Annotated in this window: 19 protein-coding genes; 2 read left to right on the top strand and 17 right to left on the bottom strand. The window is 59.4% G+C overall.

Annotated elements, in window-relative coordinates; all coding sequences use genetic code 11:
* Position 1: 1 nt before the first annotated feature.
* The 17 genes from MF6394_RS04590 to MF6394_RS04510 all read right to left on the bottom strand — a co-directional run bounded on the left by MF6394_RS04590 (position 2) and on the right by MF6394_RS04510 (position 18,783).
* Complete coding sequence (locus tag MF6394_RS04590; protein ID WP_069558372.1) at positions 2 to 805, bottom strand: ABC transporter ATP-binding protein; 804 nt, start codon at positions 803 to 805, stop codon at positions 2 to 4.
* On the bottom strand, positions 802 to 1,950 hold the full coding sequence (locus tag MF6394_RS04585) for an ABC transporter permease (protein ID WP_034129245.1): 1,149 nt from the start codon (positions 1,948 to 1,950) through the stop codon (positions 802 to 804). Before MF6394_RS04585 ends, MF6394_RS04590 begins: the two co-directional genes overlap by 4 nt.
* Positions 1,951 to 2,004: 54 nt before the next feature.
* Positions 2,005 to 3,036 (bottom strand): DUF5924 family protein, encoded by a 1,032-nt coding sequence (locus tag MF6394_RS04580; RefSeq protein ID WP_003187399.1) that lies wholly within the window; start codon positions 3,034 to 3,036, stop codon positions 2,005 to 2,007.
* A 68-nt stretch (positions 3,037 to 3,104) separates the two neighbouring features.
* Positions 3,105 to 4,487 (bottom strand): M16 family metallopeptidase, encoded by a 1,383-nt coding sequence (locus MF6394_RS04575; protein ID WP_078466250.1) that lies wholly within the window; start codon positions 4,485 to 4,487, stop codon positions 3,105 to 3,107.
* A 58-nt stretch (positions 4,488 to 4,545) separates the two neighbouring features.
* A complete protein-coding gene (locus tag MF6394_RS04570; RefSeq protein WP_003187402.1) occupies positions 4,546 to 6,204 on the bottom strand; it encodes a Na/Pi cotransporter family protein in 1,659 nt (552 codons plus the stop codon).
* 212 nt (positions 6,205 to 6,416) lie between these two features.
* Positions 6,417 to 7,184, bottom strand: a complete 768-nt coding sequence (locus MF6394_RS04565) for a TerC family protein (RefSeq protein WP_003187403.1) — start codon at positions 7,182 to 7,184, stop codon at positions 6,417 to 6,419.
* Between the two features lie 67 nt (positions 7,185 to 7,251).
* Entirely contained in the window at positions 7,252 to 8,559 is a 1,308-nt protein-coding gene (locus MF6394_RS04560) for a CitMHS family transporter (RefSeq protein ID WP_003187405.1), read from the bottom strand.
* Positions 8,560 to 8,945: 386 nt separating this feature from the next.
* Positions 8,946 to 10,907, bottom strand: a complete 1,962-nt coding sequence (locus MF6394_RS04555) for a DUF7844 domain-containing protein (RefSeq protein WP_078466249.1) — start codon at positions 10,905 to 10,907, stop codon at positions 8,946 to 8,948.
* A complete protein-coding gene (locus MF6394_RS04550) occupies positions 10,904 to 11,224 on the bottom strand; it encodes a DUF2388 domain-containing protein (RefSeq protein ID WP_003187408.1) in 321 nt (106 codons plus the stop codon). Before MF6394_RS04550 ends, MF6394_RS04555 begins: the two co-directional genes overlap by 4 nt.
* 39 nt (positions 11,225 to 11,263) lie before the next feature.
* Positions 11,264 to 11,572: a DUF2388 domain-containing protein gene (locus MF6394_RS04545; protein ID WP_069558375.1), complete on the bottom strand. Its 309-nt coding sequence runs from the start codon at positions 11,570 to 11,572 to the stop codon at positions 11,264 to 11,266.
* A 106-nt stretch (positions 11,573 to 11,678) separates the two neighbouring features.
* Positions 11,679 to 11,999, bottom strand: a complete 321-nt coding sequence (locus MF6394_RS04540) for a DUF2388 domain-containing protein (RefSeq protein WP_034136006.1) — start codon at positions 11,997 to 11,999, stop codon at positions 11,679 to 11,681.
* Between the two features lie 330 nt (positions 12,000 to 12,329).
* Positions 12,330 to 12,545, bottom strand: a complete 216-nt coding sequence (locus MF6394_RS04535) for a DUF1127 domain-containing protein (RefSeq protein WP_003187413.1) — start codon at positions 12,543 to 12,545, stop codon at positions 12,330 to 12,332.
* Positions 12,546 to 12,863: 318 nt separating this feature from the next.
* Complete coding sequence (locus MF6394_RS04530) at positions 12,864 to 14,357, bottom strand: acetyl-CoA hydrolase/transferase family protein (RefSeq protein ID WP_003187414.1); 1,494 nt, start codon at positions 14,355 to 14,357, stop codon at positions 12,864 to 12,866.
* A gap of 180 nt (positions 14,358 to 14,537) precedes the next feature.
* Positions 14,538 to 15,974: an NAD(P)(+) transhydrogenase (Re/Si-specific) subunit beta gene (locus MF6394_RS04525; protein ID WP_044270317.1), complete on the bottom strand. Its 1,437-nt coding sequence runs from the start codon at positions 15,972 to 15,974 to the stop codon at positions 14,538 to 14,540.
* Positions 15,974 to 16,294, bottom strand: a complete 321-nt coding sequence (locus tag MF6394_RS04520) for an NAD(P) transhydrogenase subunit alpha (RefSeq protein WP_003187417.1) — start codon at positions 16,292 to 16,294, stop codon at positions 15,974 to 15,976. Before MF6394_RS04520 ends, MF6394_RS04525 begins: the two co-directional genes overlap by 1 nt.
* A 15-nt stretch (positions 16,295 to 16,309) precedes the next feature.
* Entirely contained in the window at positions 16,310 to 17,431 is a 1,122-nt protein-coding gene (locus MF6394_RS04515; protein WP_078466248.1) for a Re/Si-specific NAD(P)(+) transhydrogenase subunit alpha, read from the bottom strand.
* A 452-nt stretch (positions 17,432 to 17,883) separates the two neighbouring features.
* Positions 17,884 to 18,783 (bottom strand): LysR family transcriptional regulator, encoded by a 900-nt coding sequence (locus MF6394_RS04510; protein WP_003187421.1) that lies wholly within the window; start codon positions 18,781 to 18,783, stop codon positions 17,884 to 17,886.
* A gap of 157 nt (positions 18,784 to 18,940) precedes the next feature.
* Between MF6394_RS04510 and MF6394_RS04505 the strand changes: the two genes are divergently transcribed.
* Together MF6394_RS04505 and MF6394_RS04500 are read left to right on the top strand one after the other, a co-directional pair.
* The gene (locus MF6394_RS04505) at positions 18,941 to 20,122 is read left to right on the top strand and encodes an acyl-CoA dehydrogenase (protein ID WP_003187423.1); all 1,182 of its coding nucleotides are present in this window, start codon (positions 18,941 to 18,943) and stop codon (positions 20,120 to 20,122) included.
* Between the two features lie 13 nt (positions 20,123 to 20,135).
* A complete protein-coding gene (locus MF6394_RS04500) occupies positions 20,136 to 21,356 on the top strand; it encodes a CaiB/BaiF CoA transferase family protein (protein WP_078466247.1) in 1,221 nt (406 codons plus the stop codon).
* The last annotated feature ends 468 nt before the right edge of the window (positions 21,357 to 21,824 follow it).

Here is a 21,824-nt window from a genome sequence, read left to right as displayed (position 1 = left end):
GTCATACCTCGTTGAGCGATTGAGCGGCATCCAATGCCGCGCGGCCTCGGGGGCCGTGGAAATATTCGTGAATCCAGGCGTCGTCCGTTTCCGACACGACATCGATGGCGTCGGCCACCAGCACTTTCTTCTGCGCCAGCACCGCCACACGGTCGGTGATGGTGTACAGCGTGTCGAGGTCGTGGGTGACCAAAAACACACTCAAGCCCAACGCATCGCGCAGGGTGAGGATCAGTTGGTCGAATTGCGCCGCGCCAATCGGGTCGAGACCGGCGGTGGGTTCGTCCAGAAACAGGATGTCCGGGTCCAGGGCCAGTGCGCGGGCCAGGGCCGCACGTTTGATCATGCCGCCGGATAACGAGGCCGGGTATTTGTCGGCCGCCGACAGCGGCAACCCCGCCAGGGCCAGCTTGACCGCCGCCAAGTGCTCGGCATCGGCGCGGCTGAGGCCGGCGTGCTCGATCAAGGGCAGGGCCACGTTTTCGGTCACCGTCAGCGAGGAAAACAGCGCGCCCTTCTGGAACAGCACGCCAAAGCGGCGCTCCACCAGTGAGCGTTCATGTTCAGGCAGGCTCGGCAGGTTTTTGCCGAACACCCGAACTTCGCCTTCGCTGGGGCGACGCAGGCCAACGATGCTGCGCAACAACACGGATTTACCGCTGCCAGAGCCACCCACCACCGCCAGGATCTCGCCTTTGTACAAGTCCAGGTCGAGGTTCTCGTGCACGCTTTGGCTGCCAAAGCGATTGCACAGGCCACGCACTTCAATCACCGCCTCAGTGGGCGCACGGCGTAGACGACTCACCAGCCCATCTCCATGAAAAACATCGCCGCGACCGCATCCAGCACGATCACTACAAAAATCGATTGCACCACGCTCGACGTGGTATGCGCGCCGACAGATTCGGCACTGCCGCTGACTTTGAAACCTTCCAGGCAGCCAATGGCCGCGATCAAAAAGGCAAAGATCGGCGCCTTCACCATGCCCACCAGAAAGTGCTGCACGCCAATGTCCGATTGCAGCAGCGAAAGAAACATCGCCGGCGAAATATCCAGGGCCACGGCACACACCACACCACCGCCGACGATCCCCGAGAGCATCGCCAGGAAGGTCAGCATCGGCAACGCCACCAGCAGCGCCAGCACGCGGGGCAATACCAACAGTTCCATAGGGTCCAGGCCCAGGGTGCGGATGGCGTCGATTTCTTCGTTGGCCTTCATTGAACCGATTTGCGCGGTGAATGCACTGGCGGTGCGCCCGGCGATGAGGATTGCGGTGAGCAACACGCCGAATTCGCGCAGGAAGGAGAAAGCCACCAGGTCGACGGTAAAGATCGTCGCGCCGAAGCTCTTGAGCACGGTGGCGCCGAGGAAGGCCACGACGGCGCCCACCAGAAAGGTCAGCAGCGCGACAATAGGCGCCGCATCCAGGCCTGTCTGTTCGATGTGGGCGACCATGGGCGTCAGGCGCCAGCGCTTGGGCCGCCAAATGCCGCGGGCGAAGGTTTCGAGGATCAGGCCGATAAAGCCCAACAGCTTCATTGCGTCTTGCCAGACCGTGTCTACTGCGCGGCCGATGCGGGCCAAGACTTGAATGCCGGCGGCCTCTTCCGGCTCTTTGATCGGTACGCAAAAGTCATTCAGGGAGCGGTAGACGGTCTTGAGCAGTGCACGGTCGGCGGCTGCCAGGGTGCAATCGGTCTGTTCGGCAGAGTGTTCGATGCGCGCTGGGCCCAGCAGCTCCACCAGCAACGAGGCGCCGGCGGTATCCAGCGCGCCGAGGCCGTTGAGGTCAATGCGGGCACCGGCGTCGTATTGGCCGTCGAGCGTGGCCGACAGCTTCTTCAGGTGGGCGTAGTGGGCCAGCGTCCAGTCGCCGGTAATCCGTAGCGAAGGCGGGGTGCTGGACGTATCAAGATGGGCCGCGCCGGCCGTCGTGCGAGTGGTCATAAGCTCCGAGCTTGTTTGGCTATCCACAATTGCTACGTAATAGCACGATCCGGCTTACTTTGGGTTGTCCGCTTGTGCTGTATCTATCACTTTGAAGCGCAGAACGCCGATGACTTGCCCGTCTTCGGTGAGCACCTGCACCTGCCAGCGCCCCACGGCGTCACCCGGGAAATTCTGCTTATGGGTCCAGGCGCGATAGCCTTCCTTGCGCCCACCATGGATGTCCAGGGCAATGCGGTCGACTTCCTGGCCGTTGAATTTCCACACATGGTAGATCCGCTCATCCAGCCCGCGTGGTGCGTTGATGGCGGTGTACGCATACAGCCCACCGCTGCGCAGTTGGGCGGCGGTGACTTGCTTGAGGTCGTCGCCCGGCGTGCGGTCTTGCAGTTGGGTGCTGATGGCGACTTCGGTCATCCACAGGGTCGCGGGCGGTACCCAGCTGCGCAGGAACCAGCCGGCGCAGCCGATGGCGGCCGTTACCCCCAGCAGCATCGCCCAGCCCTTGAGGCTACGCAGCGGCAGGCTGACGGCCAGGCTTGGAATCGACAAGACCATGGCTACACCCAACGCCAGTTTGTAACTCTGGGCGGTGGTCAGGTGCATGATGATCGGCAGCGCGGTCAGCAGCGCGGCGAACAGGGTCAGGGTGTGCAGGGCCAGGAACAGCGAGCGTTTGGGCGCCAGCCACTTGTAATACAGCGGGTCGATAATCGATACCAGCGCCGCCGCGCCCAGCAGGCCAGTGAACAGCGATTGGCCGCTGTTCCAGGCGGTGGTGACGAAAAAGAAGGGCAGGACGAAAAACAGACTTTCCTGGTGGATCATCTGGGTGGCGTAGCGCAGCAGCGGTTCAGGGATCTCGCGATTGAAGACCTTGGTGAACAGCTGCGTAAAGCTGTTTTCCAGCATCAGCCACAACCAGCTCACCAGCATGATCACCGCGATCCAACTGGCCATGCCCTGCTGGCGGTCTACCAGAATGAAGCTGCCGACCCCCGAGATAAAACCGCCGAGTGCAATCACCCCTGGGTAGCGCTTGATCAGTTCTATAACGCGCTGGATGAGGGGCGGCAAGTTCGGCATGGGCGGTTCACTGGTTGTGGGAAAAATCTCAGACAGAATAACGCCTTAGCCCGATATTCTGTGCGTCATTACTCAACAGGTTTGCGATAAAGCCTCAAGCCGATCAAACCAAGGATGATCAGGCCCAGCACGCCCGCACCGATCCAGGTCAATGCGTCATAACTCAACAGCGGTTTTTCGATGCGCCAGTAGCCCGGCTGCTGGAACGCTTCGCGCATGGCCTGGTTGGTTTGCGCCAGGCTTACGGCCTTGATGCGTTTGACCGGGTCGCTGAAACGCCCATTGGAGTAGTCGCCGGCCGCACTCCAGTAATAGTCGGCCAGAGCACTGTTGCCCTGCACCGCCCAGGCTTGGCGGGCAATGGCGGCCTGTTGCAGGCGCGTGAATACTGTTGGGTCGAGGCCGTCCTTGAGCAGTTGGGCCTTGAGGTCTTGCAAGACCTGCTCGGCTTCAGGGAGGTTTTCCCGCTCAAGGTCGGCATTCAGGCTGAGGAATCCAACGCCGCCGAGCACTTCGCGTTCTACCCAGGGGCCGTAGGACAAACCGTGCTTGAGGCGCAGTTGCCGGTACAGTGCCCAGTCGAGGTAATCCTTGAGCAGGTTGTAGGTTTCATCATGCTGGTCGTCCAGCACAGGCTCGGGGAACAGCCAGTGCAGCTTGGCGCCATCGCCCACCCAGCCGCGGATCAGGTCGCGATGGCTGGCGGCGGTATGCTGGATTTCGGGGAGGGGGCGATGTTCGCTCGGCTCCACGGGGTCGAGTTGCCCATAAGTGCGTTCCAGGTAGGCAGGCAGCAGTTTGTCGAGATCGCCGACGACGATCAGGGTCATGTTGTTCGGCGCGTACCATTCGTTGCGCAGCTTCTCTAACTGGTCGCGGGTGAGGTGGTTGACCTCGGCGCGTTCGGCGCACTTGAGGCCCAACTCCACGGCCAATTGGTTGCTGGCGCTGTGACCGAGGTCCTGGCGATCCAGCAGGCGTTGCAAGTGTGAGTAATGGCCGCCGTCTTCGCGCTCCACCACTTGCTTGGCGGCATTGATATGGGCGTCGGTCAATTGCGTGCGCGTGAGGATTGCCAGCAGCAGGTCCAGCACCTTGCGTTGGTTCTGCGCGGGCGCCTCGATCACGAAGGTGGTGTCGGCGTTGCTGGTGTAGGCGTTCCACTCGCCGCCGAGGGCTTGCATACGGTCTTCGAGGTCGCCTTCGCCGCCGCCGTCGATACCGCTGAACAGCAAGTGCTCGAACAAGTGCGGCAGTTCTTTTTCGTCGCAACCGAAGTCGTCCAGGCCCACCCCAGCCACCAGGCGAATAGCCACGTGCCCACGCTCGGTGCCCGGTTTGAGCAGCAGTTGCAGGCCGTTGGGCAAGGTGTAGCCCTCGACTTGCAGGCGGTCAAAGGCAAAGGTGTGGGCCGAGCCCAAGAGCAGGCAGGCGAGTAACAGGCGACGCATAACAAGCTTCCTGGCGAATGAGGTCCATTGTTAACTGACTTCGCTCGCGGGCGTACGTTCAGGGCGAATGGGTGATGTCGGCAATACTTTCGGCAGAGAGCGCGCCGGTGTCGGACGTTTCCAACACTACATAAGCACTGCTGCAAAACAACGAGTTCAAGCGTTTCATGTCGGCAATCAGTTCCAGATGCAGGGAACTGGTTTCCAGGCTCTGCACGATCTTGCGCTGCAAGCGGCTGACATGGGCGTGGGCCAGGCGGCGTTCCTGGGCGCGGAAGCGGCGCTTTTCTCGCAGTAATTGGCGGGCGCTTTCCGGGTCGCCGCTGAGAAACACCGACAGGCCCAGGCGCAGGTTGGCGATCAACTGGCTGTGCAGGCCGCTGAGTTCTTCCAGGCCCACTTCGGAAAATTGCCGGCGCTGCGAGGTCTTCTGTTGCTGGACCTTGCGCAGCATGCGTTCGATCAGGTCACCCGCCAATTTCAAGTTGATCGACAGCTCGATGATCTCGGCCCAGCGGCGGTTGTCTTGTTCACTCAGGTCTTCCCGAGGCATTTGCGCCAGGTAGAGTTTGATCGCGCTGTAGAGCGCTTCGACGTCATCGCTCAGGCTGCGCATTTCTTGGGTAACGGCGGTTTGGTTGCCGCGCAGCACTTCCTGCATCGAGGTAAGCATATTGTCGATCAAGTCACCCAGGCGCAGGGTTTCGCGGGCAGCGTTCGCCAGGGCCAGGCTTGGGGTATTCAATGAGGCCAGGTCCAGATGGCGTGGCTTGGCTTTGCCATTGGTTTCGGGGCGTTCCGGCAGCAGCCATTCGCACAGGCGTGCCATGGGCCCGATGGTGGGCAATAGGATCAGGCAACGGCTGACGTTGTAGAGCAGGTGGAAGGTGATGACCATGCCCTGAACGCTGTAGTCCAGGCCGTCCATCCAGCCCACGAGCGGGTCAAGCACCGGAATGATCAGCAACAGACCGATCAATTTGTACAACAGGCTGCCCAGGGCCACTTGGCGACCGGCAGTGTTTTGCATGCTGGTGCTGAGAAAAGCCAGTACGCCGCTGCCGATGTTGGCGCCGATCACCAGGCCGATGGCCACGTGCAAACCGATCACGCCGGCACCGGCCAGGGTGGCCGTGAGCAATACTGCGGCAAGGCTGGAGTAGGAAATCATCGCGAACAGCGCGCCGACCAGGGCGTCCAGCAAGATATCGCCGGTCAGCGAGGCGAAGATGACTTTGACGCCCTGGGCATGGGTAATGGGCCCGGCGGCTTCGACGATCAATTGCAGCGCGAGGATGATCAGGCCCAGGCCGATCCCGACCCGGCCCAACTGCCCTGCCCGCGTCTGTTTGCGCGACAGGAAGAAAATCACCCCGAGGAAGATCAGCAGCGGCGACAGCCAGGACAAATCGAACGTCAGCACCCGCGCCATCAAAGCCGTACCGACGTCGGCGCCAAGCATGGTGGCCAAGGCCGGCGTGAGGCTCATCAGCCCTTGGCCGACGAACGAAGTCACCAGCATCGCGGTGGCGTTACTGCTTTGCACCATGGCCGTCACCAGGATACCGGCGACAAATGCCAGCCAGCGCTTGGACATGTTCTGCCCGATGACTTGGCGCAAATTGGAACCGTAGACCCGCAGGATGCCGGTTCGGACGATATGCGTGCCCCAGATAAGCAGGGTCACGGCGGAAAGCAGATTGAGCAAGGTCAGCATGCTCGGCCCCCCGTGTGGGTGCGCTCCAAAAGGAGCGAAGGAAAGTTACCGCGTGCCGCTCTACGTCTTGTACCTAAGCTGTAGTTGGCGAATGGGCTCTGCGCCAGCATCGCATAGCTAAACTTGGGATTGAAACAAAACTGTCATGAAATCAATTTTTTGCGGATGAAAAAAAGGGGCTCGAAAGCCCCCTTCTTCACAGCGGGTCAAATTTACTGACCCGGAATATCCTTGCGCAGTTTCACTGGGTCCTGCTGTTTCTTCTTTTTCGCGATGGCGGTACGCATCTTGATGTTCACCGCTTCCACCGCCAGCGAGAACGCCATGGCGAAGTAGACGTAGCCTTTTGGCACGTGCACGTCGAAGGATTCAGCGATCAGCACGGTACCCACGACCAGCAGGAACGACAGCGCGAGCATTTTCAGCGACGGGTGCTTGTCGATGAACTCGCTGATAGTGCCGGCAGCCAGCATCATCACCAATACCGCAACGACGATGGCGGCAACCATCACCGGCACGTGGGAAACCATGCCGACGGCGGTAATCACCGAGTCCAGGGAGAACACGATGTCGATGATGGCGATCTGGATAATGGTGTAGATGAATTTGCCACCGGCGCCTTTGGGCTCGTCCTGGGTTTCATCTTCACCTTCCAGGGCGTGGTACATCTCCTGGGAGCTTTTCCACAGCAGGAACAGGCCACCGAAGAACAGGATCAGGTCGCGACCGGATATGCCCTGGCCAAACACCACGAACAGGTCGGCGGTCAGTTGCATGACCCAGGTGATCGACAGCAGCAACAGGATGCGCGTGACCATGGCCAACGCCAGGCCGAAGATCCGAGTGCGTGCCTGCATATGCTTGGGCATGCGGCTGACCAGGATCGAAATCATGATGATGTTATCGATGCCCAGGACGATCTCAAGGGCCGTCAGGGTGAAGAAGGCAATCCAGATTTCCGGATTGGTCAGCCATTCCATGTGTATTCCTTTGAGCAAGTGTTAACCGCGCAAGCTGTAGCGCCGCGCGGTGAGTGAGTCGGTACGATTATAGAGTGCTGAACAGCGGAAAAATCCCCATCAGCAATGCGGCGAACATTATGCACAGGCACACCAGCACTGCCCACTTGAGCGTGAAGCGCTGGTGATCGCCGAATTCGATGCCCGCCAGGGCAACCAGCAAGTACGTCGAGGGTACCAGTGGGCTGAGCAAATGCACGGGTTGCCCGACGATCGACGCCCGCGCCATTTCCACAGCGGTGATGCCGTAATGGCTGGCGGCTTCGGCCAGTACCGGCAGTACGCCGTAGTAGAACGCATCGTTGGACATGAAGAAGGTGAACGGCATGCTCACCAGCGCGGTGATCACCGCCAGGTAAGGGCCCATGGCTTCGGGGATGACTGCCAACAGGCTCTTGGACATGGCGTCGACCATGCCGGTGCCCGACAGGATGCCCGTGAAGATACCGGCGGCGAAGATCAAACCCACCACCGCCAATACGCTACCGGCGTGAGCCGCGACGCGGTCCTTCTGCTGCTGCAGGCACGGGTAGTTGACGATCATGGCGATACTGAACGCCACCATGAACAGCACCGGCAGCGGCAACAGGCCGGCAATCAAGGTGCACATCAACGCCAGGGTCAGGGCGCCGTTGAACCAGATCAGTTTTGGGCGGCGAGCGTCGGGGAATTGCGACACGCTGATTTCGCTGTGGTCGATCTCGTCGCCCTGCAGGTGCAGTTCACCCAGGCGCGCACGTTCGCGCTTGCCGTACATGTAGGCAATCACCAGGATCGCCACGACACCGGCGGCCATGGCCGGGATCATCGGTACGAAGATGTCCGACGGGTCTACATGCAGCGCACTGGCGGCGCGCGCCGTCGGGCCGCCCCAGGGGGTCATGTTCATCACGCCACCGGCGAGAATGATCAGGCCGGCCATGATCCGTGGGCTCATGCCGATGCGCTGGTACAGCGGCAGCATGGCCGCGACGCAGATCATGTAGGTGGTGGCACCGTCACCGTCCAGGGATACCACCAAGGCCAGTACGGCGGTGCCGACCGACACCTTGAGCGGGTCGCCCTTGACCATCTTGAGGATCTTGCGCACGGCCGGGTCGAACAGGCCGGAGTCGATCATCAAGGCAAAATAGAGGATGGCGAACATCAGCATCACGCCGGTCGGCGCAAGCTTGGTGATGCCTTCGAGCATCATCGGGCCGATCTTCGGTGCGAAACCGCCGAACAGCGCGAACAGGATCGGCACGATGATCAAGGCGATCAGCGCAGACAGGCGCTTGGTCATGATCAGGAACATGAACGTGATGACCATGGCAAAGCCAAGGAAAGTCAGCATAGGAATACTCCAGGCGTAGCGCGGCTAGGGAATGGCGGACCGAGTGGCGGTCAGCGCAGAACGAAAGGCACGAGGCGTACGGGTGGAGTTGGAGCGAACAGGCGGGTACGAGCGGACATCGGGAATCACCATTGTTGTTGTTAACAGCCGGTCTGTTGCCGGCAGTGGAGGCGATCCTAGACGGGGAAGCTTTCAGCCAGCTTTCGCTGAGAAAACAGCTGATGAAGGGCAGGCAACAATCTTCAGGTTCTTGTTCTTGTAGGAGCGAGCTTGCTCGCGAAAAACGTCAACGATAACGCGCGCTTTCTGAATAAACGCGGCGCCTGTGAGTTTTTCGCGAGCAAGCTCGCTCCTACAAGGGCAAGCCAGTGGTCGCTGCCAGAGTATCAGGGTAGTTCCAGGCCGCCGGCGGCTTTGTGCAAGGCTCGCAAATGCTCACCCACCTGTTTGAGGTTGGCCTCACAGGCGGCAATCTCGGCGGCGCGAGACGGATCGAGCAGCGCCCTCACCTCCTTATCCAACTCGCCGGTCAATGACTGCAACTGCTTCTGGCGTTCGGCGCTTTCTGATTCCAGGCGCTTGGCTTCCGAAGGTTGCGGCAGGCCATAACCCCCACTGTCCAGCAACTCGGCTGGGCGGCTGAGGAAGCCGCTGTTGGCGAGAATTTGCTGCAGCGTATTGTTGGCTTTCTCCATGCCGCCGTTTTTCAGTTCGCGGGCATTGAGGTAGCGTTGTTTGACTTCGTCCTGGGCGAGCATCAATTGCTTGCGATAGCTGGCCTGTTCCAGCAGCAACAGTGCGGCGCTGGTACGTAGGTCGGCCTGGCTGAACCATTGGCGACGCGCTTGCGCATCCAGGGACAACCAGTCTTCGACCTGGGTCTGCTTGATCGGCAGTTGCTTGCGTAACACGTCGAACATGGCCTGGTAGCGCTCGCGGAACGAATCGAAGTGATACCCCAGGCGCAGGGCTTCGCGCTTGTCGTTCAATACGCTGGTGTCGGCCAGGCCGCGGGCGCTGAGCACTTCCAGCAATCCGTTGGGGGTAATGTTGTCCAGGCCGGTCAATTGCGGGTTGGCGCTGCCACTGCGCAACAGTTTCAGGCTTTCGACCGCACAGTTGTTGGAGATAAAGAAGTAGTTGCCGTCATAGCTCCAGTGCATCTGAGCCGCATGTTCGACGGTGTCGTTGATTTCCTGGCGGCTGAGCTTCAGCGGCACCGACGCCAAGCCGCGCAGTTCGGTCTTGGTGTATTCATCAATGACTTGGGCCAGCGGCAGGACGAAGAGCCGCGACGGGTATTTGCCCACCAGGCCATCCCAGCTCGACAGCTGAACGTCACCGACGAAGGCGCGGTAAGACAAGACCAGGTGCCGGTCCAGATCCAGCCGACAATCCGGGCCACGTGGGCGGCCCGGGGCGCAAATCACCAGGCGCAACATGCTATGGCCCCAACGGCTTACCAGGTTCTGGTTGGCTTCGGCCAGCAGGTAGTCGATTTCATACACGCGTTCCGGATCGATCTGGCCCAGGGGTGTCTTGGCGAAATCGTTGCCTGCGTTCAGGAAGGGATAGGTGCTGGCGCAGGTGTCTTGTTCGGGTGGAGCCCAGCCGAAGTGATCCTTGTAATAACGGAACAGCGCTGGGCGGCGACAGGCGTAGCTGGGGTCCAGGAGGAAGTACTCCATGTTGACCGCTACGAATTCCAGCGGGCTGGTGGTTTCGTAGATGTCCGGGCTGCGTACCACCTGATGGTTGTGCTGTTCACGCTCGCCGCGCCGACCCACATATTGTGGCCAGCCGGCAAGGTCCAGCAGGCGCGGGTCGTCACTGAGGGTAAAGCGGCGGTCGTTCTGGCCACGGCACTGGTCGGGCAAGCCTATCAAGCCGGTGATGTTGTTCTGACGGCTGCAGCGCTGGATCAGCATGCGCTCGTCCTTGGGCCAAAGGCGCGCACGGTCATAGATGTGGGTCAGTTCATGCAGCACGGTGGCGAGCATTTCCCGGCGCACAGTACCGTGGGGGCGATTGGTTTTCTGGGTGGCGGCGCTGCCGTCAGTCAGGCTGGCGAGCAGGTTCTGGTTGAGGTCCAGTTCGGACACCAGGGATGCCTGGCCGTAGGCGTTTTCAGGCATCTTGTCGGTCCAGCCGACATCGATACGTCGATCCAGCTGCTCGACAAAGCGCGGCGGCAATGAACGTAGCGCTTCATCGAGCAATGCCTGGCTGGCCTGCTCTTCGGCCGGGCTCAAGCCTTCGGTCTTGAGCCGCAGTTGCAGGCCGGCCTGGGCCGTACTTGCGCACAGCAGCACGGCCCCGGCCAGGAGCCAGGTTTTGAGGCGCCTCACAGAGCGAGGATAGCTTCTGCGAGGGTCTGGTCGCTGGCATCACGGGCTTCTGGCACGCGGGTGCGAAGGGTATCGAACGCGGCTTCCAACTGGGCGCCACGGATCTCGCCATTGGTGGCGACGAAACTGGCGGCGTCATCGTGGGCTTCGCGCACGATTTTGGAGTCGCGGATGGAGGTGGTGGTGTCCGAGGTGAAATCAATGGTACGTGCCGAAGCCCGCACGACGATGTTGCTGGTGGCCTTCAAGGTTTGCGCCTGGGCGACGTCGGCCAAAAACAGCAGGCCGAGGGCGGCGACGATCAGCGGGCTACGCATGGGGTGACTCCAATGACAAAGATAGAAATACAACGATGATTATTGGACGAGAATTGCTTGCGCCAGTTCAAGGTCGCTTGCATGAAGTTTTGGCTGGGTGCGGCGCAGATAGTCCAGCGCGGACTCCAGGCATGCGCCCCGCCATTGGCCGTCAGTGGCAATGAAAGCGGCAGCATCATCCCGAGCGGCCAGGACCAACTTATTGTCGAACGGCGCAGAGGTCACTTTGCTGGTGGCATACACGCTGACAACCGTGCTCTGGGTGGACACATCCAACGCTGAAGCCATGGTTGACCAGCAGGCGCAAAACAGTACAGGAACAATCAATAAACGGTATGAAAAAGCCATGGGACTCGACAACTGAAAGCGAGCGCCAAGGCTAGCGCAACGGCCGGGCGAGAGCCAGCGTCGAGCCATGCGGGAGCGGCGGGCGCTCCCGTCTGGTTGCCGTGGGTCAGATAGCCAGGATGGCCTGTGCCAGCTGTGCATCGGTTGCGGTATTGAGCTGTGGCGCTTGTTGGCGGATCTGGGCCAGGGCGCTTTCCAGTTTCACGCCACGGATGGCGCCTTCGCTGGCGACAAAGCTGGCGGCGTCGTCACGGGCCGCTTGTACGACCTTGTTGTCGCGCAGGGATGAGGTGGCATCAGACGTGGCATCGGAGGTTGCCTTCAGAGCGCCGACGATCGAGTCGGTCGTCATGATCAGGCTGCTCGCGTTGGCATTGGCAGCCAGGGTCAGCACAGCGGCAGTGCACAGCAGGCGAAGACGGGACATGGGGTAACTCCTGTAGACGAATAATAAGGTGGCGCGAAACGGCCACAATGAAACGGACTGGGACTGTCGAGCATCAGACGCACGCTCTACAGGGTTCGCCACGTGGTGAACCGATATTAGGCGTGTGCCCGGCTATTCGGAAGCCTGTAATTAAACTGTACCTGTCATATTTTATTAATTTAGAACTGTATCTGTGTGCTTGAGTCGAGCCAATCCAATGCGCTATCGCAGATACAACAAAGCCCGCCTCCGGTTACCCGGGGCGGGCTTTGCTTTGACAAATCAGGGTGCTGGCAGTGGACCCGTCAGGTCAGGGCCAGCGGGCGCTACTTAGCGCCAGAACGGCTTGCTCAGCTCTTCGTAACGTTGAGCTTCGCTGATACCGGCGTCAGCCAGCAGACGCGAATCCAGGCGAGCCAACTGGTGGCGGCTGGAGATGCGGCGCTGCCACAACATCAGGTTGGCGAGAACGCGCAAAGGCAGGGAAGCCTGGGTGTTTACAGCTTTTTCTTCGAAGAACAGTTCGGAACTGAGTGTACGTTCCATGATGACATCCTTCCGCTTGTGGCGGGATTAGGTAGTGGTTTAACTGATGCCAATGATCCTCTTCCAAGGCAAGACTCTCTAGATACAGTTCACCTGTATTGTGAGAGGCCAGTTAACTGTTTAACGAGGCTGTACGGTACGAAATTGGGGCAACTGTACCTGTGCGCACTTAAAAGGTGCGAAACCGGCGTTTTTGAGTTGAGGTGTGGGATATTTCGGTAGGAAATGACCAGTACAGCAGTACAGTTTTTTCCATAAGAGCGGGTGAGTTCACCGAGCTGATGAAACTGTATGTGCATCAGCTCGGATCTGTATTCATCAAGCCTTGAGCATATGCCCGGTTTCTTCCAGGTTGATGTGCCAACTCAGCGCTTCGCGCAGGATGTGCGGGGTATGCCCACCGATGGCGCAGGCGGCATCGAAGTAAGTGTTGAGGGCATCGCGGTAGGCTGGGTGCACGCAGTTATCGATGATGACCCGAGCGCGCTCCCGTGGCGCCAGGCCCCGCAGGTCGGCAAGGCCTACTTCGGTGACGAGAATGTCCACGTCATGCTCGGTGTGGTCCACATGGCTGACCATCGGTACCACGCTGGAAATTGCCCCGCCCTTGGCAATGGACTTGGTGACGAAGATCGCCAGGTGCGCATTGCGGGCGAAATCCCCGGAGCCGCCGATGCCGTTCATCATCCGCGTGCCGCAGACGTGGGTGGAGTTGACGTTGCCGTAGATATCGAACTCCAGCGCGGTATTGATACCGATAATGCCCAGGCGCCGTACCACTTCAGGGTGGTTGGAAATTTCCTGCGGGCGCAGCACCAATTTGTCCTTGTAGTGCTCCAGGTTGCCGAACACATCGGCATTGCGTCGCTCCGACAAGGTAATCGAACTGCCGGAGGCAAAGCTCAGCTTGCCGGCGTCGATCAGGTCGAAGGTCGAATCCTGCAACACTTCCGAGTACATGGTCAGGTCTTCGAACGGCGACTCGATCAACCCGCACATCACCGCGTTGGCAATATTGCCGATGCCGGCTTGCAGCGGCCCGAGCTTGTTGGTCATGCGCCCCGCATCGACTTCTTGCTTGAGGAAGTTGATCAGGTGGTTGGCGATGCCTTGGGTATCGCTGTCAGGCGGCGTCACCGTGGAGGCGGAGTCCGCCTGGTTGGTGATGACGATGGCGACGATTTTCTCTGGCGGGATCGGAATCGCGGTGCTGCCAATACGGTCGTCGACTTTCACCAGCGGAATCGGCGTGCGCGTTGGCCGGTAGGTCGGGATGTAGATGTCGTGCAACCCCTCCAGGTTCGGGTTGTGCGCCAGGTTGATCTCGACGATCACCTGTTTGGCAAAGATCGCGAAGCTGGCCGAGTTGCCTACGGAGGTAGTGGGCACGATATGGCCCTGCTCAGTGATCGCGACGGCTTCGATCACGGCGATGTCTGGCAATTTGAGCTGATTGTTGCGCAGTTGCTCGACCGTTTCCGACAGGTGCTGGTCGATAAACATCACCTCGCCGGCATTGATAGCCTTGCGCAGGGTGCTGTCGACTTGAAAGGGCATGCGTCGTGACAGTACGCCGGCTTCGGTCAACTGCTTGTCCAGGTCATTGCCCAGGCTGGCGCCGGTCATCAGCGTAATTTTGAGCGGCGAAGTCTTGGCGCGTTCGGCCAGAGCGTGGGGGACGGCCTTGGCTTCACCGGCACGGGTAAAGCCGCTCATGCCGACGGTCATGCCGTCCTCGATCAGTGCAGCGGCGTCTGCCGCGCTCATGACCTTGTTCAACAACGAAGGCAAGCGGATACGATCACGGTACATGAATTGTTATCTCTGGCTACGGAAAGCAAGGTGGGCAGTGTAGTGATTTCAAAAAGTTTCGGCCCGCTACCATGGTCGAATGCCAGGTCGCGATTTAGAGCCTTTGGTCGGGTTTCATCCGCTAATAAAAAACCCCAGCCTACGGGAGGCCAGGGTTTCGGGTATTGCGCTGGCGCAGTGTTATTCGACGGCCTTGACCATGTCTTCGATGACCTTTTTGGCATCACCGAACACCATCATGGTCTTGTCCAGATAGAACAACTCGTTGTCCAGGCCCGCATAGCCGCTGGCCATCGAGCGCTTGTTGACGATGATGGTCTTGGCCTTGAACGCCTCGAGGATCGGCATGCCGGCAATCGGTGAGTTCGGGTCGTTCTTGGCGGCCGGGTTGACCACGTCGTTTGCGCCCAACACCAGCACCACGTCGGCCTGGCCGAACTCGGAGTTGATGTCTTCCATCTCGAACACCTGGTCGTAAGGCACTTCGGCCTCGGCCAGCAATACGTTCATGTGCCCCGGCATACGACCCGCCACTGGATGGATCGCGTACTTCACGGTGACGCCGTGGTGGGTCAGTTTCTCGGTCAGTTCCTTGAGCGCGTGTTGTGCCCGCGCCACTGCAAGGCCATAGCCTGGGACGATAATCACGGTGTCGGCGTTGGTCAGCAGGAAGGTGGCGTCATCAGCGGAGCCGGACTTCACCGGGCGTGCTTCTTTGGAGCCCGCCGCAGCGCCAGCATCCGGCGCATTGCCGAAGCCGCCCAACAACACATTAAAGAAGGAGCGATTCATCGCCTTGCACATGATGTACGACAGGATCGCGCCGCTGGAGCCCACCAGGGAGCCGGCGATGATCAGCATCGAGTTGTTCAGCGAGAAGCCAATGCCCGCCGCTGCCCAGCCGGAGTAGCTGTTGAGCATCGACACCACCACGGGCATGTCGGCGCCGCCAATCGGGATGATGATCAGCACACCCAGCACAAAGGCCAGGGCCAGCATCAGGGCGAACGCAGTGAGATTGCCGGTCAACATGAACGCCAGGCCCAGGCCCAGGGTTGTGAGGCCGAGCACCAGGTTCAATTTGTGTTGCCCGCCGAACTGTACCGGTGCGCCCTGGAACAGGCGGAACTTGTACTTGCCCGACAGCTTGCCGAACGCGATCACCGAGCCGGAGAAGGTGATAGCACCGATGGCAGCACCGAGGAACAGTTCCAGACGGTTACCGGCCGGTATCGAATCGCCCAAGTGCTTGACGATGCCCAGGGACTGCGGTTCGACCACGGCGGCAATGGCGATGAACACCGCTGCCAGGCCAATCATGCTGTGCATGAAGGCGACCAGCTCTGGCATCTTGGTCATTTCGACGCGCTTGGCCATGATCGAGCCGGCGGTGCCGCCGACCAGTAGGCCAACGATGACGTAGCCAATACCCGCAGTCGCCAGCTCAGCCCCCAGCTTATAGATGAGGCCGACGGTGGTGAGTACCGCCAGCGCCATACCGAGCATGCCGAACAAGTTGCCGCGCCGCGAAGTGGTCGGGTGCGAGAGGCCTTTGAGGGCCTGGATGAAACAAATCGACGCGATCAGGTAGAGCGTCGTCACGAGATTCATGCTCATTACTTGGGCGCCTCTTCTTTTACTTTCGGGGCTTTCTTCTTGAACATCTCAAGCATCCTGCGGGTGACCAGGAAGCCACCGAAGACATTTACCGCCGCCAGGGCCACGGCCAGCGTGCCCATGGTCTTGCCCAGTGGCGTCACGGTGAGAGCGGCGGCGAGCATGGCGCCGACGATAACAATCGCGGAAATGGCGTTGGTCACGGCCATCAGCGGCGTGTGCAATGCGGGTGTTACGTTCCAGACCACGTGATAACCGACATAAATCGCCAGCACAAAGATGATCAGGTTGTAGATACCGGGGGAGATAAGCTCTTCCATCGTCTGAATCCCTGCTTAGGCGTTTTTGCGGATGACTTGGCCGTCGCGGCACATCAGGCACGCGGCGACGATGTCGTCTTCGAGGTTGATTTCAAACTGCCCTTCCTTGGTGAAGACCAGCTTCAGGAAGTCCAGCAGGTTGCGCGCATACAAGGCCGATGCGTCGGCGGCGACAGCGCCCGCCAGGTTGGTCGGGCCGCAGATGATCACGCCGTTTTCCACCACGACCTGGTCGGCCACGGTCAACGGGCAGTTGCCACCCTGGGCAGCGGCGAGGTCGATGACCACCGAGCCGGGTTTCATCTGCGCCACGGTCTCGGCGCTGAGCAGGGTCGGAGCCTTGCGGCCCGGGATCAGGGCGGTGGTGATGACGATATCGGCCTGTTTGGCGCGTTCGTGCACGGCCAGGGCCTGGCGCTGCATCCAACTGCTGGGCATCGGGCGCGCGTAGCCGCCGACACCGACGGCGCATTCACGCTCTTCATCGGTTTCGTAGGGGACGTCGACAAATTTGGCGCCCAGGGACTCGATCTGCTCTTTCACCGCCGGGCGCACGTCGGACGCTTCGATCACCGCGCCCAGGCGCTTGGCCGTGGCGATGGCTTGCAGGCCTGCCACACCGGCGCCGAGGATCAGTACGCGCGCGGCTTTTACAGTGCCGGCAGCGGTCATCAGCATTGGCATGAAGCGCGGGTAGTGATGAGCGGCCAGCAACACGGCCTTGTAACCGGCGATGTTGGCTTGCGAAGACAGCACATCAAGGCTTTGAGCGCGTGAAGTGCGCGGCGCGGCTTCCAGGGCGAAAGCGGTGATGCCGCGCTCGGCGAGCTTGGCGATGGTTTCGTTGCTGAACGGGTTGAGCATGCCCACCAACACGGTGCCACTTTTGATCAGCGCCAGTTCGCTGTCGCTGGGGGCAACCACTTTAAGGATCAGCTCGGCGCCAAACGCGTCGTTGGCACTGCCAATGGTGGCGCCTGCCGTTTCATAGGCACTGTCGATGATGCTGGCATTGATGCCTGCGCCGCTTTGTACAGTGACCTTATGGCCCTGGCCGATCAGCTTCTTGATGGTTTCCGGGGTGGCAGCCACCCGCGTTTCACCGGTCTGGGTTTCGAGAGGAACACCAATGTGCACGTCAAATCTCCTGCATGATCTTTTTGCTTTTGATCTTTTTGTAAAAAGGCCAGTGCGCCGCGAGTGGCGCAGCTGGGGCGGCCGATCAGCACGATCCCGCTGAAATGACAGCGGGGCGCGGCATTTTGCAGGCGAACTTTACGGCCATCAAGGGATTATGACGGGTGACGAAAAATTAACTACAAGTCACCCTGTGACTGATTGTCGCAACAAGCTGAAATAACCTCTTTAAATACAGGCCTTTAAAGGTGTTCAGGCGTTTTCGGTCCGTTTTTCCATTGCTAGTCTGAATAGTCGTGCATTGGCCGGTAAGAGTCGCTAAGAGCCATGAGATACATGGCTTTTAGCCTTATTTTTGGCTGACAAGTACAGTCTGTTTAAATGCGACATATACGTACATCTGTAGGTTCTGAATTTATCTGACTACAGAGTCAATAAGTGCGTTGTGTCCTTCATTTACATGGGTTGTAGCGTCTTGACTGGTCGAGCAGCCAGTCCCTGAATGCATGCAGAGAAGCGGATTCGACCTTTTTGTCAGGAATCATCAGGTAATAAGCCTTTTCGCTGGTCAGTGCTTCGGTGCTGGCGATTACCAGTTGTTGCTCCTTCAGCTCCCGCTGTATGAGGAAGGGAGGAATCAGCGCGATGCCCATGTCATGCATGGCCGCTTGAGACAGCATCGAGAATAGCTCGTATCGAGGGCCTGTCATGTCGCGAGGGATGTTCAGTTGTTGGGCGTTGAACCATTGGCGCCAGGCATAGGGGCGTGTGGTTTGCTGCAGCAGGGGCAGCTCGGCGATCTGTTGAGGGGTGAAATGCGTGCGGTCGCCGAGCAAGCGTGGGCTGCATACCGGTACCGGGTTCTCGCCCATTAACCTGTGGGATTGCGTACCCGACCAGTCCGCGTCCCCGAAGTAGATGGCGGCATCGAACTCGGTGTCGGCGAACAGGAAGGGACGCGTGCGGTTTGTCAGGTTTACGGTGACTTCCGGGTGCTGATGTTGAAAATCCTTCAGGCGTGGGATCAGCCACTGCGTGCCGAAGGTAGGTACCACCGCCAGTTCGATTACGTTGGCGCCCTGCTGGCCCATCACCGACAAGGTGTCGCGCTCTACGGCGTCCAGTTGCGTTGCAACCCTGCGGCTATAAGACAGCCCCGCCTCCGTCAGCTTCACTCCACGGCGTGAGCGGCGAAACAGCTCGACACTCAAAAACTCCTCCAGGCTGGCGATCTGTCGGCAAATCGCGCCTTGGGTGATGGAAAGCTCCAATGCTGCCTTGGTGAAGCTCTCGTGGCGGGCTGCTGCCTCAAAGCTGATGAGTGCGGTGGTACTGGGGATTTTTCTGCGCATGTACGTTGACCTCACAGATAAAGCGCATTTCTGGGCTTTTTTAGTGTTACGAAGTGAGAAATTAGCACAAGCCTATGCAAAAACCTCGTTTGCCCTCTGCGCTGACCGCGCCTAGTCTGGTTCCACGACTTCTGATTTTTTCCGCGAGGACTTATTCATGGCTGGCAAGGCAAGCTTCAACTGGATCGATCCACTGCTGCTGGATCAACAGCTCACCGAAGAAGAACGCATGGTGCGTGACAGCGCCGAGCAATTTGCTCAGGACAAGCTGGCTCCTCGTGTGCTCGAAGCCTTCCGTCATGAAAAGACAGACCCCGCTATTTTTCGTGAGATGGGCGAGACCGGTTTGCTGGGGGCGATGATCCCTGAGCAGTACGGTGGCAGTGGTTTGAACTACGTCAGCTACGGTTTGATTGCGCGTGAGGTCGAGCGTGTCGACTCCGGCTATCGCTCGATGATGAGTGTGCAGTCTTCCCTGGTCATGGTGCCGATCAATGAGTTTGGTACCGAGGCGCAAAAACAGAAGTACTTGCCCAAACTGGCCTCTGGTGAATGGATCGGTTGCTTCGGGCTGACCGAGCCCAACCATGGTTCCGACCCGGGTGCGATGATTACCCGGGCACGCAAAGTGGATGGCGGCTACAGCCTGACCGGCGCCAAAATGTGGATCACCAACAGTCCGATTGCGGATGTGTTTGTGGTGTGGGGCAAAGACGATGCAGGTGATATCCGTGGCTTCGTCCTGGAAAAAGGCTGGAAAGGCCTGAGCGCTCCCGCTATCCACGGCAAGGTGGGGTTGCGGGCCTCCATCACCGGTGAAATCGTCATGGATAACGTATTTGTGCCGGAAGAAAATATCTTCCCGGATGTCCGTGGCTTGAAAGGCCCTTTTACCTGCCTTAACTCGGCGCGGTACGGGATTTCCTGGGGCGCGCTGGGGGCTGCTGAGTTCTGCTGGCATACCGCGCGCCAGTACACACTTGATCGCCAGCAGTTTGGTCGCCCGTTGGCCGCCACTCAGCTGATCCAGAAGAAGCTGGCCGACATGCAGACCGAGATTACCTTGGCCCTGCAAGGTTGCCTGCGCCTGGGTCGGATGAAAGATGAGGGGACGGCGGCGGTTGAGATCACATCGATCATGAAGCGTAACTCGTGTGGCAAGTCATTGGATATCGCGCGCATGGCCCGGGACATGCTGGGCGGTAATGGCATCTCCGACGAATTCGGAGTGGCGCGCCACTTGGTCAACCTGGAAGTGGTCAACACCTATGAGGGGACCCATGACGTGCATGCCTTGATCCTGGGGCGCGCGCAAACCGGTCTTCAAGCGTTCTATTAATAGGAGCATGGGCATGGGCGCGCTTTCGCATCTGCGAGTGCTGGATTTGTCGCGAGTACTCGCGGGCCCTTGGTCCGGGCAGATTCTTGCAGACCTTGGGGCTGAGGTGATCAAGGTCGAAAGGCCGGGCAGTGGCGATGACACGCGTGCTTGGGGGCCTCCCTTCCTGAAGGATGCGGATGGTGAGAACACCAGTGAGGCGGCGTATTACCTGTCGGCCAACCGTAATAAAGAGTCGGTGACCATCGACTTTACGCGACCGGAAGGCCAGAAACTGGTGCGCGACCTGGCTGCCAAGTCGGACATCCTGATCGAAAACTTCAAGGTGGGTGGTCTTGCGGCGTATGGGCTGGACTATGAATCCCTCAGAGAGGTCAACCCGGAGCTGATTTACTGTTCCATCACGGGGTTTGGTCAGACGGGCCCCTATGCGATGCGCGCCGGCTACGATTTCATGATCCAGGGTCTGGGTGGGCTCATGAGCCTGACGGGGCGGCCTGAAGGGGATAAAGGTGCCGGGCCGGTAAAGGTTGGGGTCGCCTTGACTGATATCTTGACCGGGCTTTATTCGACCGTGGCGATCCTGGCTGCGCTAGCTCATCGCGATCACGATGGTGGTGGGCAACATATCGACATGGCGTTGCTGGATGTGCAGGTGGCTTGCCTGGCGAATCAGGCAATGAATTACCTGACAACTGGGATGCCGCCCAAGCGCTTGGGAAATGCTCACCCTAATATTGTGCCCTATCAGGATTTCCCCACTGCCGATGGAGATTTCATCCTCACCGTAGGCAATGACGGGCAGTTCCGTAAGTTCGCTGAAGTCGCCGGGCAGCCACAATGGGCGGATGACGTGCGTTTCGCCACCAATCGCGCGCGGGTGGCTAATCGCGCGGAGCTGATTCCTTTGATCCGTCAAGCGACGGTCTTCAAGACGACCGCTGAGTGGGTGTCGCAGCTGGAGCAAGTGGGCGTGCCATGTGGGCCGATCAATGATCTGGCGCAGGTGTTTTCCGATCCGCAGGTCCAGGCGCGTGGTTTGGCGATTGAGCTGCCTCACGCATTGGCGGGGACGGTGCCCCAGGTTGCGAGCCCGATACGCTTATCCAAGACGCCTGTTGAGTACCGGAGTGCGCCTCCTCTATTGGGGGAGCATACGCTTGAGGTGCTGCAGGGGGTTCTGGGGCTGGGAGCTGCTCATGTGGCCGCATTGAAGGAGGCGGGTGTTATTTGAGCGTTCCCTTCTATATAGAAGCGCACTGTTGAGCTGGTTGTTTTTTAACCGAAGCTAACTTATTGATAGGAAAGCAAAATTAAGAGTTGACGGCGAATTATATCTGTCTATAATTCGCCCCACTTCCGGCGCAGTCGAAACGGAAAACTCCTTGGTAAACAATGAGTTGCGCGGTTCTCGACAGCAAGTTGCTTCAGTTCATCGAAGCCAAAAGGAAGTTGAAAAAGAGGTGTTGACAGCAGCGTGTAACGCTGTAGAATTCGCCTCCCGCTTACGAGAGATCGCAAGCGCAAGTGGTTGAAGTTGTTGAAGAAATCTTCGAGAACTTCTGAAAATAACCACTTGACAGCAAATGAGGCTGCTGTAGAATGCGCGCCTCGGTTGAGACGAAAGATCTTAACCAACCGCTCTTTAACAACTGAATCAAGCAATTCGTGTGGGTGCTTGTGGAGTCAGACTGATAGTCAA

Source organism: Pseudomonas sp. MF6394, from assembly GCF_002018845.1.
Classification (GTDB): domain Bacteria; phylum Pseudomonadota; class Gammaproteobacteria; order Pseudomonadales; family Pseudomonadaceae; genus Aquipseudomonas; species Aquipseudomonas lactis.
This window is presented reverse-complemented; position numbering and strand designations above follow the sequence as displayed.

Excerpts from the sequence above, each read along its gene's own strand:
- MF6394_RS04585 (WP_034129245.1), bottom strand. The coding sequence starts at position 1,950 with ATGACCACTCGCACGACGGCCGGCGCGGCCCATCTTGATACGTCCAGC.
- MF6394_RS04580 (WP_003187399.1), bottom strand. The coding sequence starts at position 3,036 with ATGCCGAACTTGCCGCCCCTCATCCAGCGCGTTATAGAACTGATCAAG.
- MF6394_RS04575 (WP_078466250.1), bottom strand. The coding sequence starts at position 4,487 with ATGCGTCGCCTGTTACTCGCCTGCCTGCTCTTGGGCTCGGCCCACACC.
- MF6394_RS04570 (WP_003187402.1), bottom strand. The coding sequence starts at position 6,204 with ATGCTGACCTTGCTCAATCTGCTTTCCGCCGTGACCCTGCTTATCTGG.
- MF6394_RS04565 (WP_003187403.1), bottom strand. The coding sequence starts at position 7,184 with ATGGAATGGCTGACCAATCCGGAAATCTGGATTGCCTTCTTCACCCTG.
- MF6394_RS04560 (WP_003187405.1), bottom strand. The coding sequence starts at position 8,559 with ATGCTGACTTTCCTTGGCTTTGCCATGGTCATCACGTTCATGTTCCTG.
- MF6394_RS04550 (WP_003187408.1), bottom strand. The coding sequence starts at position 11,224 with ATGCGTAGCCCGCTGATCGTCGCCGCCCTCGGCCTGCTGTTTTTGGCC.
- MF6394_RS04545 (WP_069558375.1), bottom strand. The coding sequence starts at position 11,572 with ATGGCTTTTTCATACCGTTTATTGATTGTTCCTGTACTGTTTTGCGCC.
- MF6394_RS04540 (WP_034136006.1), bottom strand. The coding sequence starts at position 11,999 with ATGTCCCGTCTTCGCCTGCTGTGCACTGCCGCTGTGCTGACCCTGGCT.
- MF6394_RS04535 (WP_003187413.1), bottom strand. The coding sequence starts at position 12,545 with ATGGAACGTACACTCAGTTCCGAACTGTTCTTCGAAGAAAAAGCTGTA.
- MF6394_RS04530 (WP_003187414.1), bottom strand. The coding sequence starts at position 14,357 with ATGTACCGTGATCGTATCCGCTTGCCTTCGTTGTTGAACAAGGTCATG.
- MF6394_RS04525 (WP_044270317.1), bottom strand. The coding sequence starts at position 15,974 with ATGAGCATGAATCTCGTGACGACGCTCTACCTGATCGCGTCGATTTGT.
- MF6394_RS04520 (WP_003187417.1), bottom strand. The coding sequence starts at position 16,294 with ATGGAAGAGCTTATCTCCCCCGGTATCTACAACCTGATCATCTTTGTG.
- MF6394_RS04510 (WP_003187421.1), bottom strand. The coding sequence starts at position 18,783 with ATGCGCAGAAAAATCCCCAGTACCACCGCACTCATCAGCTTTGAGGCA.
- MF6394_RS04505 (WP_003187423.1), top strand. The coding sequence starts at position 18,941 with ATGGCTGGCAAGGCAAGCTTCAACTGGATCGATCCACTGCTGCTGGAT.
- MF6394_RS04500 (WP_078466247.1), top strand. The coding sequence starts at position 20,136 with ATGGGCGCGCTTTCGCATCTGCGAGTGCTGGATTTGTCGCGAGTACTC.